A 15,595-nucleotide genomic window follows, 5' to 3' on the forward strand; every position below is an offset into this window, starting at 1 on the left:
GCAGGTTGTAACATATTATGCTAAGCCGACCTCGCAAGATCCAAGTCGTCTTACGCATAATATGTTACAACCTTTAAGAACAATATAATTTAATGACTGTAAGTATGCAGGAGGATGATTTATGGTAAGGATAAATTTGAATTTAATAAAGAAAAACCCATTAAGTTTAACTTCAATATTAGCTGATAAACTAGGAGTATTTAAAAAATATAATATAGATATGAATTTATATTTAGATGAAGACTTCTTATTTAATGGAAATATAGAATTTTTAGAAGGTAGATCGGATGCTATGATGGGAGATACAACCTTCTTCTTTTATATGCTTGAAAAGGGTAAAAGAGCTGTTATTACATCAAATTTAACAAGAACTATAAACTTAGTTGGTGGCAGAGATTTACCTAAAAGTTTAGAAGGAATAAGGGTTGGTGTTAATAGAAGTGGACTTTTTAGATTGTTTTTAGAAAATGATTTGAAGGACATTATAAGAAATCCTAAAATTCTTTGGATTAACAATACAAATGAGAGGATTGAAGCCTTAAATAAGGGAGAAATTGATGCTTTAGTTGCAATAGAACCCTTTGTTTCTAAAGTAGTTAATAATGGTGGAAAAGTAATTTGGAATTCAAGAAATAGTGATAAAAATCTAGTTATGTGGTGCTTTGATGAAGATTTTTATAATGAGAATCCTGAAGGAGTTAGAAATTTTCATAGAGCATTAAATGAAGCAGCAGAAATATTTAATAATTCTACTGGAGAAGAAAAGGTTAATTATTTTATGGGCTACTGTGGATTTCCTAAGGCAATAGCAGAAGGCTTTAGAAGCTTTACTTTTGAAATCAATGGAGAATATAAAAAAGAAGATTTTGATTTATGCCAAGAGTGGATGTATAGAGAGGGAGAAATTAAGAAGCTATATAATGGAGAAGAATTAATACAAAATAAATAATGATTGTATTTATATACTTAAATTTCACCTTAGACTTTAAGGTGAAAAAAATCTATTACTAGAAATATAGTGGATAATAGTATTATTAGACTTATTGCCCAAAATGAAAATTTAAATATTAAAAAAATTATTGATAGTAAAACCATTAATGTAAAAAATAATTTTGTAAATTGCATTTTAATTTCTCCTATGTATAATTCTTCTTTAGAGTATTTTGTCCTAATTTTAAAGAATAATACATAAAAGCAATAAAGGTTATATCAAGAAATCTTGATATAACCTTTACTTAAAAACAGAAACTATCTTCTGTTGTTTTGTGCTTTTCTAGCTCTTCTACAATCTGGGCATCTTACAGGTTCGTTATCGAATCCTTTTTCCTTGTAGAATTCTTGTTCTCCAACTGTGAAAACAAATTCCTTTCCACAATCTTTACATATTATTTTCTTATCTTCCATTTATAATTTCCTCCTTAAAATTCATAGGTATAAATTGATAATATCTTCCTTAAGGACATATATGAACTTTAAGGGGACAGATGTATCGAATTTTTCCTAATCATTTAAATATTCAACTATATTATAGCATAATGGGAAAATATTGCAAGGAATATTTCAAAAAATATAAAGAATATTTTTAAATATTTAAAATATTCTAAATAATCCTTAAATATTATCTTGATGAATTATTATGGATTTTTTTCTTATTAAATCTTAAATAATACACTGTAAATACTATTATAGGAAGTAGTACAAAGGCTATTAAATTTACAACCTGTATGTATTTTAATATTTTATATAGGTAAAAATTATTCATACCTAAGAAATTTGATAAAACATAAGTTAGGAAAGTATAAATTCCTATAATTAACGGCTTATTTTTAAATACTCTTTCTAATATTAATAATATGCTATAACTAGATAAAAGATATTTCAGGAAAAATCCAATAACTGTTTGAACTATAAAAAATAATTCTCCAAATTCTAAAAATCCAGCTACTTCTATTCTTTGGCTTAATACAAATTCAGGATAAAAAATATTTGCAGCTCTATATGGACCAAAAGCAGTTATTGCACCTACAAAAGAAATTACTACAAAGGCAATAACAATTAGCCCAGAATAAAAGCTATGTTTAACAATATGCTCACCTTTATCAATAAATTTTATAAAAGGAGTTACTATCATAAAGGAAGATAAGCTTCCTAAAATTAACAAAATCGTAGTAAAGAACTTGGTAGATAATCCATTGCCAAGGACTGGTAGTAAGTGGTTTATATCCTTATACATTTGTGAAAGTATAAAAAATGCAACTCCATTTAATATAAGTACAAAAACATTTATTAATATAAAAATTAGTATTGTACGAACCTTTTTATTAAAAATAAATAGTGAAGGTACTATAAAAAATATTAATGCATACCAAACTGGGGTATCAATAAATAAAGTTGTATGAAGTACATTAGCTTCAACAGCTGCTGATTCAATAGAATTTATAAATAACGCTAATATAAATATAAATAGAAAGAATACTCCTAAAGGCTTTGGAAGTGCTTTAAGAAAAATCTCATTTATATCAGAAGAATCCGTATTTTTATAAATATTAACTATGAAAAGTAACAATGCGATAAAAATTATTCCAGCTATTAAGGAAGCCAGCCATGTATCTCTTCCCCCTATATCTATAAATACTGACATATAAGTCTTAATAGAAATTATAGATACCCCAATGATAAATAATATAAAATGTTTACTAGAAATTTTGTTCATAATAAAACCCTTTCAATTATAGTAATTAAAAACTAAAAAATTAACAAACACACTTTTTTATAATTCCGAATAAAATGAGGAATTATTTCCTTTAGTTTGTAGGAAGATAAATATTATATTTCGGTGACTTGGAGCGAAGCGACGGAACAAGAAATATAATATTTATCTTCCTATAGAAAGTATTAGCTAAAACTTCTAAATATATGAATAAATATGAAAAATAATTTAAAAGTTTAAAGTAATTCCTCCCTTGGTGTATATTAAAATTCTTTAGAACAAATAATACAAATAGGTGATGTATATGAATAATTTAGAATATATAAAGGAGAAATTAAAAAACTCCTTTGATGTTAAATATAGACCAGTAAAGACTGTATTAGGCAAGGCAACTATAGTATTTATTGATGACTTATGTAATGCTGAAATGATAAGTGAGTATGTTGTATCCCCACTTAGAGGCTTTGGAGATTTGCCGCCTAAAAGTGGTGAATTTATATCATTACAGCAAGTTATTGAGAATGCTTTAGATATAAATGCTGCAGGAATAGCTAAGGATGCAGATGATGCTATAATGCATGTATTATCAGGGGATCCAGCAGTTGTTTTTGAAAAATACAAAGAAATAATGTATGTAGAAGCTAAAGGCTTTCCAGTAAGGGGAGTTGGTACTCCTGAAACAGAATCAGTTCTTAAAGGACCTAGAGAAGGTTTTAATGAATTAATAGTTAATAATGTAGCATTAATAAGAAGGCGAATAAAAAATCCAGACTTAAAATTTGAAGCTCTAGTAGTGGGAGAAAAGTCTCAAACAGCTATTGCTGTATGTTATTTAGATGGAATAGCTCCTAAGGACTTAATAGACAAAGTAAAAAATCAAGTGAATAATTTAGATTTACGATTTATATTAGATACTAATTACATAGAAGATGCTCTTAAAAGTAAAAATAGTTTTTTTGATACAGTAGGATATACTGAAAAGCCAGATGAAATTTGTGCAAAGCTATTAGAAGGAAGAGTTGGAGTAATAGTAGATGGAACTCCCTTTGTAATTACAGTACCTTATTTTTTCTTGGAAAATTTCCAAATGCCAGACGATTATTATCTTAATAAATATTATAGTAACTTTAATAGGATATTAAGATGGATAGCTTTTTTTACTGCAACTATGGTACCTGCATTATATGTAGCAATAATAACATATCATTTTTCAATGATACCATCTTTATTTATGTTTAGGTTAGCAGTTTCTAGAGCTGGTGTACCATTTCCAACCGTTATAGAAGTAATTTTAATGATGCTTGCCTTCCAATTTATAAAAGAAGCGGGACTAAGATTACCACAGCCCATAGGTGGCGCAATGAGTATAGTTTCAGCCCTTATATTAGGGGATGCTGCTGTAAGTGCAGGAATAGCTTCAAGAATTACTATTATAGTAGTAGCTTTAAGCACATTATCATATTTCTTAATACCAAAGCTTTATGGAGCATTATCCTTTTGGGCATTAGTATTAGTGTGTTTTGCAGCTGCCTTTGGAATTCCAGGATTTTTATCAGGATCTATACTGCTTGTAATACAATTATCAGAATTAGATTCAGTAGGATATCAATTCTTATTTCCAATTGGAAGTATAAGTGAATATAAATTTAAGGATGTAATATTAAGAGGTTCATTAAGGAGAATATCAAAAGACTTTATAAAAAGGGGAGATAAAAAATGAAGGCTAAGATTTTTATTAAATTTCTTTCAGTAGCATTTCTTCCTTTAATATTAGTAGGATGTTTTGATTATAAAGATATAAACAAAGTGAGTTTTTCCACCAGTATTATTTTTGATACAGATGATTTTGGAAGATCAGTGGTTTATGTAGATTGTGTTAAACCATATAGAAGTACAAATGAAAGTTCAGATAAGGGAAAAAGAATAATATATAAGGGAATGGGGAAAACAACATTAGAAGCATTAAGAGACGTTAATTTAGCCTCTAGTTATGAACTGAATTACTCTCAAAATAGAGCCTATATATTTACAGAAAGAGCAGCTAAAGAAGGAATAAATAAATACACAGATTTAATAAATAATAATCAGGAATTTCAAATAAAACCAGATTTATTTGTATACTTTGGTGAAGTAGATGATTTATTAAAAATAACCTCTAGTGATGAAGAGTATTTAGGACTTTATCTTGAAGAATTAGTTCATAAGAATACTAGAAATCCAAGGGCTATGAGAGCTAATATCAATGATTATCTTAGCAATCAAAAAGAATCTAATAACACTTATGTAATAGGAAGTGTTGAAATTAAAGAAGATGCTTTAGATAAGAAAATAGAAATTGGTGGTGGAGCTGTAATAAAGGATGGAAAATTAGTAGATAAAATAGATTCTAGGGAAGCTATGAGTTACAATCTTTTAACTAATAAGGTTAATAAGGGAACTTTAGAAATTTCTAATCCACAAGATGAAAAAGGGTTTATAACTTTAGAAATTTTGGGCAATACTACTAATAGTAGCTTAACTTATGATAATTCAAGAATAAAATTAATTAAGAATTTAAAGCTTAGAGCTTCCATTGCAGAAATTCAAGGAAGAGCTATAGTGGATAAAGAACTATTAGATTATATAAAAGCATCAAAGGAAAAGGAAATTGAGGCCTATCTTAAAAATTCCTTTAAAAAGTATAAAGAACAAGGAATAGATGTCTTTGATATAGCAAGGCTTTTAAATATTAATTATCCAAAGGAAACCATTGAGAATCCTATTAGTATAACAGATTTAGAAGTAAATGTTGAGTTAATTATTGAAGGAACTGGAATAGTAAAAGATAGTTTGTAAAATATACATAATAATTTATATGATTAACAAATAAAGTAAAAATCTATTGATATTAAAAGGAAAATAAAGTAAGATTAATTTATATAGGTTCTCTGAATTCGATTCATACTATACGTAAAAATGGGGAGGGAGTATGGACGATTATAAAGTCAAGTATCAGCAAATCAAGTCAGATTACGAAAGCTATCAGAAAATCGCTGAAGATAAGATACAAGAGTTAAGCACTATAAATGTACAATACGAAAAAAATTTAGATATGCTTTCAAATGTAATATTAATAAGTAATTATATAAATTCAAATTTAAGTAATAAAGCTATAATACCTATGATTAATGATATGATAATAGGGATTATAGGAGTTACTCAATGTAGTATTTATCTAAATGAAAATGAAGAGTTTATTATAAAGGCTACTAATGGAACAGAAGAAAGTATAAAACTTAGTGAAGAATGTATAAAATATATGAATAACCATAAAACTTTTATTTTAAATTCTAAGATAGCAATAACTTGGGATGATAATAATGGGACTTATATTCATTCAAGAATTGGAATACCAATTAAAGTGGAAGAAAAAGTTATAGGTTATATTGTAGTTGATCATACTCATTATAATTTCTTTACTGAATTTCATGAAATTTTCTTAAACTCTATAGCAAGTCAAATAGCTATAGCAATAGAAAATTCAATTTTATATAGAAAGATTGAAAAATCAGCTAAGTGCGATGCTTTAATTGGAATATATAATAGAAAAACTTTTTATCAAATCGTAAATGAGAGAGTAAATAATAAAGATGTAAAAGAATATGCAATAGTAATGATAGATTTTGATGATTTTAAGAAAATCAATGATACTTTAGGTCATCAATTTGGTGATAAAGTTTTAGTAGATACTACGAATTTAATAAAAGGCATGTTAAAAGAAAAAGATATAATAGCTAGATATGGTGGAGAGGAAATAATCTTATATATAGACTGTACTGATGATATTAATGATATATATTCTAGGATAAACTCTATTAGAGCAGCTCTATCTAAAAATTATATTTCAGAAGGAAAAATAAAGAAGAATATAACAGCAAGTTTTGGCCTAGGCTTTTATCCCTATGACGGTGATACTCTAGAGGCTGTAATAAATTGTGCAGATAAATTTCTTTACAAAGCTAAGCATGCAGGTAAGAATAAAGTTATGAGTTCACATTTTTTTTGGTAATAGAGATAGGGAGCAAAATGTTTCTCTATCTTTTTATTTTATTAATGATTTTAGTGTAAATAAAACCATTAATAAAGAATATATATAAAATAAGATATAAAAAATCTATTAAAGGAGTGGATTCCAATGATTCAAATTTTTTGTTCAAAAAGAGGTGCAGGTAAATCAAAAAAATTAATTGAGCTTGCAAATGAACGTTCATTAATGGCCAAAGGAGATTCTGTTTATATCGATGATGACGCAAGAAGAATGTTACAGTTAAAGGGAAAGATTAGGTTTGTAGATACTAATGAGTTAGGTGTGTTAGATTGCGAAAGTTTTTATGGTCTTATTTGTGGTGTGGTATCCCAAAATTATGATGTTGAAAACGTTTATGTTGATGCTTTATCAAATATTGTTAACAAGAATATATCTGAATCAATTAATTTGTTTAAAAAGCTAAAGGAATTCTCTCAAAAGTACAACTTGAATATTTTTATAAACTTAAATTGCGAATGCTTAGAAGAACTTCCAGACTTTATTAAGGAATATGTAGCATAAAGATACTTTGTATACAAAGTATTAATGTTAATTAGGTGAGAAAATAATTAAACGTAACCTTACGGAGCGTAAATAATTTATAAATTTATAGATAAAAAGTAAGTTAATAATAAAATAATAAAATGAGATAGTTAATTGTGAAATTTCCCTAAGGAAAATATTAAAAAAAGAAAAGCTTTTGGCGATAGCATTAACAAGGGCTTTTCTTTTTTAGCTTAAAAAATGCTTTCACTAATTGATATTATTATAATAAAAAGATATACTATAATAAGTAAAAATAAGAGGAGGATACGTAGAATGGCTAATGTTTTAGACGAGTTATTAGATCGTGGATACATAAAGCAATTTACTCATGAAGATGAAACAAGAGAATTGCTAGAAAAGGAGAAAATAACTTTTTATATAGGATTTGATCCAACAGCAGATAGTTTACATGTTGGACATTTTATTGCAATGATGTTTATGGCTCATATGCAAAAGGCAGGACATAGACCAATTGCTCTTCTTGGTGGTGGAACTGCAATGGTAGGAGACCCATCTGGAAAAACTGATATGAGAACAATGCTTACTAAGGAGCAAATAGAACATAATGTTAATTCAATAAAGAAGCAAATGGAAAGATTTATAGACTTTTCAGATGATAAGGCAATTTTAGTAAACAATGCAGATTGGCTACTAAATTTAAATTATGTAGATTTTCTTAGAGAAGTAGGAGTACATTTCTCAGTAAATAGAATGTTAACTGCAGAATGCTTCAAGCAAAGATTAGAAAAGGGACTTTCTTTCTTAGAATTTAACTATATGTTAATGCAAGGATATGATTTCTACGTATTAAATCAAAAATACGGTTGTAAAATGGAACTAGGTGGAGATGACCAATGGTCAAATATGATTGCAGGTGTTGAATTAGTTAGAAGAAAGGCTCAAGGTCAAGCTATGGCTATGACTTGCACACTTTTAACTAATAGCCAAGGTCAAAAGATGGGGAAAACTGTTGGAGGAGCATTATGGCTTGATGCAGAAAAGACTTCACCATTTGATTTCTATCAATACTGGAGAAATGTTGACGATGCAGATGTAGAAAAGTGCCTAGCGTTATTAACATTTGTACCTATGGATGAAATAAGAGATATATGTGCAGTTGAAGGAGCAGCAATTAACGAAGCTAAGAAGAGATTAGCTTTTGAAGTTACTAAGCTTGTCCACGGAGAAGAAGAAGCAATGAAAGCAAAAACTGCTGCAGAAGCCTTATTCTCAGGTGGAGTTGATATGAGCAATGTTCCAACTGTAACTATTTCTAAAGAAAAATTAGGAGCTACTCTTTTAGATATAATGGCTGAAAATAAAATAGTTCCATCTAAGGCTGAAGGAAGAAGATTAATTCAACAAGGTGGATTATCCTTAAATGGAGAAAAAGTTACTGAAGTTACAAGAACTTTAGAAGAATCAGATTTAGAAGATGGCTCAGCATTATTAAAAAGAGGAAAGAAAAACTATAATAAGATAGTAGTAGAATAGCATTAGTGTGCTATGGCACAATGAAAAATGTAAAATGAAGAATGTAGAATTAAGGAGGAAACTCCGAGGGAGTTTCTAAAAATTATATATTTATTGTGATTTGGAACAAATCACTTCATTAATTCTACATTTTACATTCTAAATTCTACATTACCAAAAAGGAACTGCTCTATTCAGCAGCTCCTTTTTGGTAATGTGATTTTTACTTTTATTTCAGGTCCATTTTCTATGGTTATGGTTCCATTATGATCTTTTATTATTTCATTACATAGGAATAAGCCTAGGCCTGTACTGTATTCATCATTAGGATTATTTGATTTTATAAATGGTTGAAATATATGGGTATAAATATCTTTTTGTATAGGTGTTTCACTAAAATTAATAACTTCTATATTATAAGTATCATTGCTTTTATAAGAATTTATATGAATTATAGATTCCTGTGCAGAGTATTTTATAGCATTATCTATAACGTTAATTAAGACTTCCTTTATTTTATTTAATTTAATATTTAAAATTGCCTTTTCTATATTTGAAGATATAGAAAGGTTATATTTTTCTGCTTTTATAGAAAGGTCAGAAATTGTTTGATTTATTACTTCAGAAATTTCCACATCTTCATATATATCATTTATAGAGGATAAGCCCTTTGAAATTTTTATTATTTCTAGAACTAAGGTATTTAATCTTTCACTTTCTGAATGAATTCTACCTATGGCGCGTAATTTAAATTCTTCATCATCGACAACATTTTCTAAAATCATTTCTGAATACCCTATAATTGAAGTTAGTGGGGTTTTTAGTTCGTGGGTAACAGTATCAAAAAATATCTTTCTACTTAAGGCGAGTTTTTCAACCTTGTCCTTTTCGTTTTCTATATCTAAGATTTGTTCTTGTATTTTTGATTTCATATTAATAAACTCATTTGAAAGAATAGATATTTCGTCATTTCCTTCTATATTTATATCAATATCATAATTACCTTCACCTAGTTTTTTTGAAGCAGAAGTTAACTTTTCAATTGGGGTTACAATTTTATTAGTTAGTCTATAGGAAATACCGAATATAAAGATTATTAGAGCAGTTTCAATTAAAGTTAAAATATTAGTAGCTTTTTCATAGTCAATTAGTAAATTTGTGTAATCTTTAGTTAAGTTCATTATTCCAATGTATGATTTGTTGATTATTATTGGATAAGAAAGAATCCCAGTAAGAGTATTGTTATCATATTTTATATTAACTATAGTTTTACCATCTTTAACTTCAGGCAGGTTATTTGTAAATTCAACTGGTTTTTCCTCTATATTTGTAGCAATTAATTCACCATTTACATCTGAAATTTCAAGTTTGCTTTCATAATTTAAAGATATATATTCAATTAGATAATTTCCTTCTTGAAGCAAGGCTTTGTCCTTAAAAATATAATCCCTTACAGACAAAGTATATTTTATTGATTCTCTACTACTTTTCATAACTTCTTTTAGAGAGTTTGTAATTGAAGTTTCCATATTTGATTTTAATATTTTTCTAACAGCAATATTTAAAGAGACTCCTAGAAGTATCATAGTGATAGTTATAATTAAAGTAAATTTATACTTAATCTTCATATTTTACCTCATAACATATCCAACAGAAAAGACAGTTTCTATTATAGAAGGTTCATTAGGGATGTCCAATTTACTTCTAAGTCGCCTAATATGAATATCTATAGTTCTAATATCACCATCATAAGAAAATTCCCAAATGTTATCTATTAATTGTTCTCTTGAAAAGACCTTATTTTTATTTTGGACAAAGAATTCTAAAAGCTCATATTCTTTAGGCTTTAGTTGCACCATAGTATCATTTTTTAAAACTGTCCTGTTTTTAAAGTTAATTTTAATATTTGAATTTATTTCTACAAAGTCGGCATTATAATTGGAAGAGGATTTTTCTATTCTTCTAAGTACAGCCTTAACTCTACTTAATACTTCCTTAATATGAAAGGGCTTAGTTATATAATCGTCAGCGCCTAATTCTAAGCCTAAAACCTTATCTACAACATCATTTTTAGCAGTAAGGATAATTATAGGAATAGAATACTTAGAATTAATTTCCTTACATAAATCAAAGCCATTTCCATCTGGTAAATTTAAATCTAATAAAATCAAATTAGGTAAATTTATATTAATAGAATCTCTTGCTTCCTTTAAAGAAAAGCTACTATAAGGTTTATATCCTTCTGATTTTAAGGCATAAAATAATATGTCATTAATAGATTTATCATCTTCAACAATAAGTATTTCATTACTCATATAATCATCCCTTCAAATTAGTATATATTAATTATAAGAAAAATTTACTAATTACATACAAAAAATAAATAAATTATAGTAACATTAAAGAAAATGTTTTCTTTAATGTTACTATTTAAAATTTAAGGAGTATATTGTCTATAGATAGAATAGGCTACATTATTTTTTAATTCAATCCAACATAAGGTTTCTCTATGAGTTATTGGCTTATCATTGTTAATACTTAAATCACCTATATCCATAGGATTTCTTAAATCAATATAATTTCTAAAGTCATCAAATGAAGCCATTATATTTATAGCAGAATTACCTGGATAATTAGGATTTAAGCCTAAAACCTCAACAAAGTCATGATATAATAATTGGAAACTACAGTCATTTGACACTTCATAGGTTGTTATCTTACTAAAGTTATTTCTTATATAATAAGGATTTGGAAGAAAGTATTTTCCTTTTTCATTTATACCAGCATTATTATCTTTAATAGCTTCAGCGAGAGCTTCCTCACGTCCAAAATACCATTCAACTAAATCAACATCTATATAAGTTTTACCATCAATAGTATAGATATCTTTAATTGATCCTATTTGTTTATCATAAATAACTTCTGTTACTGTCAAATTAACTTGAACTTTTCTACCATATTCTTCGTTATATCCATAATATTCAAAGGTTCCTGGTGTACTTGTGTCTACTTTAGAATTGTCCCAGTTTATTGGTAGAGAAATAGGTTTTCCATTTATAGTTGTATTTACGTTTTTAGGAAGGTAGTATTCTAAATCTTGTTCAACTTTATCATTAATTTTTATAACTTCAAGTTTTTCAGATATATCCTTTGCTATTTGTTTCATAGTATCAACATCTACATTATTAGAGATAGCTTCTTTGGTGACAAAGTAAGCATCATCAAGTCTATTAGCTTCTAAAAAAATATCTTTGATTTCTAAATATAGATCTTTGTTTGCTTTATCTAATTCTATTGCCTTATTATAGTTAGCCATAGCTTCATCATATTTTCCATCTGCAAGAAGTTTTTTTCCATTAATAATAAGCTCTTTAGATATATTTTCTTCTACTAAGATTTCCTCTTTAGTATTATTTGATACTGTAACCTTCTTTGTTGAGTCAACACAGGAGATTAGTGATATTGTTATAATAAAAATAAAAAATATAAGTTCTAATTTAATTGTTTTTTTCATTATTGTCTCTCCTTTTAATAAAGTTATTAATTATTATAATTTAAGGTGTATGTTGCCTATAAATTGAAGTTACTACACCATTTTTTAATTCAATCCAGCACATTGTTTCTCTATCAGTTATTGTTTTAACTTCATTTTCTGAATTTGCTTCTAAAAAGATTTTATTGCTTTCAGTAATAAATTTTTCAAAGTCATGAAATGAAACAGGATTAGGTGGAGAAAAATTAAGGCTTGATTCTGGATCATATCCTAATTTTGAGAAATCTCTAGGTAATAATTGTATAATACAGTTATTGGAAACTTCGTAAGTTGTTAATTTAGTATAGTTATTTCTTATATATATAGGATCTGGAAGAAAGTATTCTCCTTTTTCATTAACGGCAGCTTTATTATCTTTAATTGCTTCTGCAACAGCTTCTTTAAATCCTATATAAAGTTCAATTAAATCAACATCTATATAGGTTTTACCATTTGAAGAATATACTTTTTTTATACAACCTGCCTCCTTATCATAAAGATTTTCCATAACAGTTAATTCTACTATTATTTTTCTTCCGTATTCATCGTTATACCCTTCGTAGGTAAAAGTACCTATATTATTAGTATCTACATTTTCATTATTCCAAGTAACAGGAATAGATAGTGAAGTATCATAAACATTTATATTTACTTCTTTTGGTAAGGTATAACTGCTATTTTGATAAACAGAATTTAATATTTTAATAACTTCAAATTTAGATGATATTTCCTTTAGTAGTAATTTCATATTTTCAATATCAACATTATTTGAAATTGCAGTTTTAATAATGGTATAAGCTTCATCAGCCTTGTTTATAGAAAGGTATTTATCCTTTATTCTTAAATAGGTGTCTTTATTTTCTTTTTCTAAGGAAATGGCTTTGTTAAAATATTCCTTGCTTTCTAGAAAATTATTTTCATCTAAAAGTTTTTCACCAGTAGTTATAGCTTTTATAATTTCACTTTCTTCTAAAGAAATTTCTCCTTCAGTATTTTCACTTAAAGTAATTTTTTTAGAACTATTATTACAGGATATAAGTGTTAATGAAGTAGAAATAATAAATATAAATAATAAATTATGAATAAGTCCTTTTTTCATTTTCAGATCCTCCCTTATTTCTATAATTTAATAATACTCTGAAGAAATTTCTAAAGATAATAATGATGTTTCCAAGTTATTTCCAAAGTCCTTTCTATCAAGAAAACTTTGAATGTACTCGATATTATAAATAATTAGAAAGGTATACGGGGTGGTAATATGCCAGGGATATTTAATATAGGGAATAGCTACAATGTAAATAATAAAAAAATATCCAGTAAACTTACCTTCGACATTGGTGAAAAGTTTTCTGGAAAAATAATAAAAAAAGAAGGTAGTGATGAAGCTACTATAAAATTAATAGATGGTTGGGAATTTCAGGCTGAAATAGAAGGAGATTTAGATTCTTTAGGGAATGGCTTTCATAGATTCCAAGTAGATGGCTTTGAAGATGGTAAATTAAAGCTTAAGATTGTAGCTTCAAGTGGAAAGGAAGCTAAACTTTCACAAGGAGAATTTAATGAAATAATCCTTAAGGAAGGCTTAAGTAATGAAGATATTAATTTACTTAAGGATATGATGAAATTTAATATTCCTCTTACAAAGGAAAATATTAAAGAAGTAAAAGGATTAATTCAGTTTTTAGAAAAGTTACAAGAAAATCCAAAGGAAGGTAATGAATTTATATCTAAATATTTACTAAGTAATAATATAGATGAAAATAGTGTAGAGGGAAATAAAATAAAAACTACATTAATGGAATTTTTTAATGAACTAAAATCATTATCAAAGTCAGATATTTTGTTGTTATTTGAGAATAATATAGATTTAAATAAAGAAAATATAAGTGGATATAAGGCTATATTTAAAAATGAAAATAATATTTCAAGAATATTAGATAATATTAGTGTATCTTTACCAGAAGTTAAAGAGGGAGTAGAAAATAATACTATAAATAATGTTTCTAAAGATAATAGTTCCTTAAAGGGAAATATAGATACTAAGATTGCTAATAAAGAAATAGTTATTGAAAGAAATACTGAAAATCAAGATGTCAAAAGAACTCAAGATAATAATATTAATAATAAAATAGGTAATGATGCTTATCAAAAAACAGAAGGCTCTAATCCAAAAATAAGTTTACTTTCTTTATTGAAATCTATATCTGGGCAAACAGAGGATTATATTAACGTTGCTTTAAAAGATATATTAATAAATAGAAGACAAGAATTTACTAGTAGTGAATTTGATAAAAGCTTTAATTTTATTAATACTTTAAAGCCAGAGGAATTTATAGATAATTTAAAATCAGTAATATTAGAATATAGAGATATAGGAGAAGCTTCTCCACAGGATAATTTTAGTGATTATATAAATAAAAGTAGTAATTTAGAGCTTGGTATTACAGAATCCTTAGAATTTACTAAGGAAGAAGTAGAAACTTTATTATCAAGAACTATGGGAAAAGGTATAACATTAACTGAAGAAGAGTTTACAAAATTAAAAGACGGGATAAACTTAAAATATCAAGAAATTATTGATAAAGAAAAACCAATGCAAGGAAATGTAATATCAACCTCTTTAGAATCTGAAAAGATAAAGAATAGTGATAATATTAATAATATAGAAACTAAAGCTAATAATGATATAAATTTATCTACAAAGGATATTGTAAAAAATTCTATTAATAAAGCAGGAGAAACAAGCAAAGAAATAATTAAGGATTTAATTACAGCATTAAAAAATGAAGGAAGTGTTCCAGAAAAAATATTAGATATAATAAAAAATAATATAAATGAAATAAAGGTATTTAATAAGATAAGCTCTGAATATTATTATGCAGATGTTCCAATTAACATAAGAGAAACAGAATATCCATGCAAAATAATAGTAAAGGATAAGAGAAAAGATAGCAAGAAAATTGATAGTACTAATATAAAGATGGTAATTACTATAGATACTAAAAACTTAGGTATAGTAGATGGATATATGAAGGTTTTAGATAAAAAAATAAATGTTGATTTAAAATGTGAAGACAGATATGTTAAAATAATAGATATGGCGAAAAATAAATTAGTTTATAATATTGAATCTATGGGATTTTTAGTTGATATTAATGTATCTAAAAAGGAAGAGGAAGTATCTCTAGCTACATGTAGAGCATTCTTCAATCCTGATTCTGGAACTGCTATAGATAGGAGGGTATAAGTTTATACCAGGAGGAAAAGG

At 26.7% G+C, this 15,595-nt stretch carries 13 protein-coding genes; 7 read left to right on the plus strand and 6 right to left on the minus strand.

The window, feature by feature from the left end; genetic code table 11:
* The first annotated feature begins 121 nt into the window (after nucleotides 1-121).
* On the plus strand, nucleotides 122-949 hold the full coding sequence (locus ACFYH6_RS04350; protein ID WP_416179639.1) for an ABC transporter substrate-binding protein: 828 nt from the start codon (nucleotides 122-124) through the stop codon (nucleotides 947-949).
* A gap of 299 nt (nucleotides 950-1,248) precedes the next feature.
* Here the strand turns inward: ACFYH6_RS04350 and ACFYH6_RS04355 are convergent, their stop codons facing one another.
* Together ACFYH6_RS04355 and ACFYH6_RS04360 are read right to left on the minus strand one after the other, a co-directional pair.
* Nucleotides 1,249-1,404 (minus strand): zinc-ribbon domain-containing protein, encoded by a 156-nt coding sequence (locus tag ACFYH6_RS04355; protein WP_016207738.1) that lies wholly within the window; start codon nucleotides 1,402-1,404, stop codon nucleotides 1,249-1,251.
* Nucleotides 1,405-1,618: 214 nt separating this feature from the next.
* The gene (locus tag ACFYH6_RS04360) at nucleotides 1,619-2,713 is read right to left on the minus strand and encodes a GerAB/ArcD/ProY family transporter (protein WP_416179638.1); all 1,095 of its coding nucleotides are present in this window, start codon (nucleotides 2,711-2,713) and stop codon (nucleotides 1,619-1,621) included.
* Between the two features lie 301 nt (nucleotides 2,714-3,014).
* On the opposite strand from ACFYH6_RS04360, the gene ACFYH6_RS04365 reads away from it, so the two are divergent.
* The 5 genes from ACFYH6_RS04365 to tyrS all read left to right on the plus strand — a co-directional run bounded on the left by ACFYH6_RS04365 (nucleotide 3,015) and on the right by tyrS (nucleotide 8,816).
* Nucleotides 3,015-4,430: a spore germination protein gene (locus ACFYH6_RS04365; protein WP_416179637.1), complete on the plus strand. Its 1,416-nt coding sequence runs from the start codon at nucleotides 3,015-3,017 to the stop codon at nucleotides 4,428-4,430.
* Complete coding sequence (locus ACFYH6_RS04370; RefSeq protein WP_416179636.1) at nucleotides 4,427-5,545, plus strand: Ger(x)C family spore germination protein; 1,119 nt, start codon at nucleotides 4,427-4,429, stop codon at nucleotides 5,543-5,545. The genes ACFYH6_RS04365 and ACFYH6_RS04370 overlap by 4 nt, the downstream gene beginning before the upstream one ends.
* Before the next feature lie 133 nt (nucleotides 5,546-5,678).
* A complete protein-coding gene (locus ACFYH6_RS04375; protein WP_416179635.1) occupies nucleotides 5,679-6,758 on the plus strand; it encodes a diguanylate cyclase in 1,080 nt (359 codons plus the stop codon).
* A 126-nt stretch (nucleotides 6,759-6,884) separates the two neighbouring features.
* Nucleotides 6,885-7,298 carry a hypothetical protein gene (locus tag ACFYH6_RS04380; RefSeq protein WP_316343129.1) on the plus strand — a complete coding sequence of 138 codons (414 nt, stop codon included), beginning with the start codon at nucleotides 6,885-6,887 and terminating at the stop codon, nucleotides 7,296-7,298.
* 297 nt (nucleotides 7,299-7,595) lie between these two features.
* Nucleotides 7,596-8,816 (plus strand): tyrosine--tRNA ligase, encoded by a 1,221-nt coding sequence (gene tyrS, locus ACFYH6_RS04385; RefSeq protein WP_316343128.1) that lies wholly within the window; start codon nucleotides 7,596-7,598, stop codon nucleotides 8,814-8,816.
* Between the two features lie 173 nt (nucleotides 8,817-8,989).
* Here tyrS and ACFYH6_RS04390 read toward each other — a convergent pair whose 3' ends face one another.
* From ACFYH6_RS04390 to ACFYH6_RS04405, 4 genes are all read right to left on the minus strand, one after another.
* The gene (locus ACFYH6_RS04390; protein WP_416179634.1) at nucleotides 8,990-10,423 is read right to left on the minus strand and encodes an ATP-binding protein; all 1,434 of its coding nucleotides are present in this window, start codon (nucleotides 10,421-10,423) and stop codon (nucleotides 8,990-8,992) included.
* Between the two features lie 3 nt (nucleotides 10,424-10,426).
* Nucleotides 10,427-11,110 (minus strand): response regulator transcription factor, encoded by a 684-nt coding sequence (locus ACFYH6_RS04395; RefSeq protein ID WP_416179633.1) that lies wholly within the window; start codon nucleotides 11,108-11,110, stop codon nucleotides 10,427-10,429.
* 122 nt (nucleotides 11,111-11,232) lie between these two features.
* The gene (locus ACFYH6_RS04400) at nucleotides 11,233-12,309 is read right to left on the minus strand and encodes a tetratricopeptide repeat protein (protein WP_416179632.1); all 1,077 of its coding nucleotides are present in this window, start codon (nucleotides 12,307-12,309) and stop codon (nucleotides 11,233-11,235) included.
* Between the two features lie 40 nt (nucleotides 12,310-12,349).
* The gene (locus ACFYH6_RS04405) at nucleotides 12,350-13,426 is read right to left on the minus strand and encodes an Ig-like domain-containing protein (RefSeq protein ID WP_316343124.1); all 1,077 of its coding nucleotides are present in this window, start codon (nucleotides 13,424-13,426) and stop codon (nucleotides 12,350-12,352) included.
* 159 nt (nucleotides 13,427-13,585) lie between these two features.
* Between ACFYH6_RS04405 and ACFYH6_RS04410 the strand changes: the two genes are divergently transcribed.
* Complete coding sequence (locus ACFYH6_RS04410; protein WP_416179631.1) at nucleotides 13,586-15,574, plus strand: hypothetical protein; 1,989 nt, start codon at nucleotides 13,586-13,588, stop codon at nucleotides 15,572-15,574.
* The last annotated feature ends 21 nt before the right edge of the window (nucleotides 15,575-15,595 follow it).

The organism is Clostridium sp. HCS.1 (genome assembly GCF_047900555.1).
Classification (GTDB): Bacteria; Bacillota; Clostridia; order Clostridiales; family Clostridiaceae; genus Clostridium.

Excerpts from the sequence above, each read along its gene's own strand:
- tyrS (WP_316343128.1), top strand. The coding sequence starts at position 7,596 with ATGGCTAATGTTTTAGACGAGTTATTAGATCGTGGATACATAAAGCAA.
- ACFYH6_RS04370 (WP_416179636.1), top strand. The coding sequence starts at position 4,427 with ATGAAGGCTAAGATTTTTATTAAATTTCTTTCAGTAGCATTTCTTCCT.
- ACFYH6_RS04350 (WP_416179639.1), top strand. The coding sequence starts at position 122 with ATGGTAAGGATAAATTTGAATTTAATAAAGAAAAACCCATTAAGTTTA.
- ACFYH6_RS04410 (WP_416179631.1), top strand. The coding sequence starts at position 13,586 with ATGCCAGGGATATTTAATATAGGGAATAGCTACAATGTAAATAATAAA.
- ACFYH6_RS04365 (WP_416179637.1), top strand. The coding sequence starts at position 3,015 with ATGAATAATTTAGAATATATAAAGGAGAAATTAAAAAACTCCTTTGAT.
- ACFYH6_RS04395 (WP_416179633.1), bottom strand. The coding sequence starts at position 11,110 with ATGAGTAATGAAATACTTATTGTTGAAGATGATAAATCTATTAATGAC.
- ACFYH6_RS04375 (WP_416179635.1), top strand. The coding sequence starts at position 5,679 with ATGGACGATTATAAAGTCAAGTATCAGCAAATCAAGTCAGATTACGAA.
- ACFYH6_RS04400 (WP_416179632.1), bottom strand. The coding sequence starts at position 12,309 with ATGAAAAAAACAATTAAATTAGAACTTATATTTTTTATTTTTATTATA.
- ACFYH6_RS04405 (WP_316343124.1), bottom strand. The coding sequence starts at position 13,426 with ATGAAAAAAGGACTTATTCATAATTTATTATTTATATTTATTATTTCT.
- ACFYH6_RS04355 (WP_016207738.1), bottom strand. The coding sequence starts at position 1,404 with ATGGAAGATAAGAAAATAATATGTAAAGATTGTGGAAAGGAATTTGTT.
- ACFYH6_RS04360 (WP_416179638.1), bottom strand. The coding sequence starts at position 2,713 with ATGAACAAAATTTCTAGTAAACATTTTATATTATTTATCATTGGGGTA.
- ACFYH6_RS04380 (WP_316343129.1), top strand. The coding sequence starts at position 6,885 with ATGATTCAAATTTTTTGTTCAAAAAGAGGTGCAGGTAAATCAAAAAAA.
- ACFYH6_RS04390 (WP_416179634.1), bottom strand. The coding sequence starts at position 10,423 with ATGAAGATTAAGTATAAATTTACTTTAATTATAACTATCACTATGATA.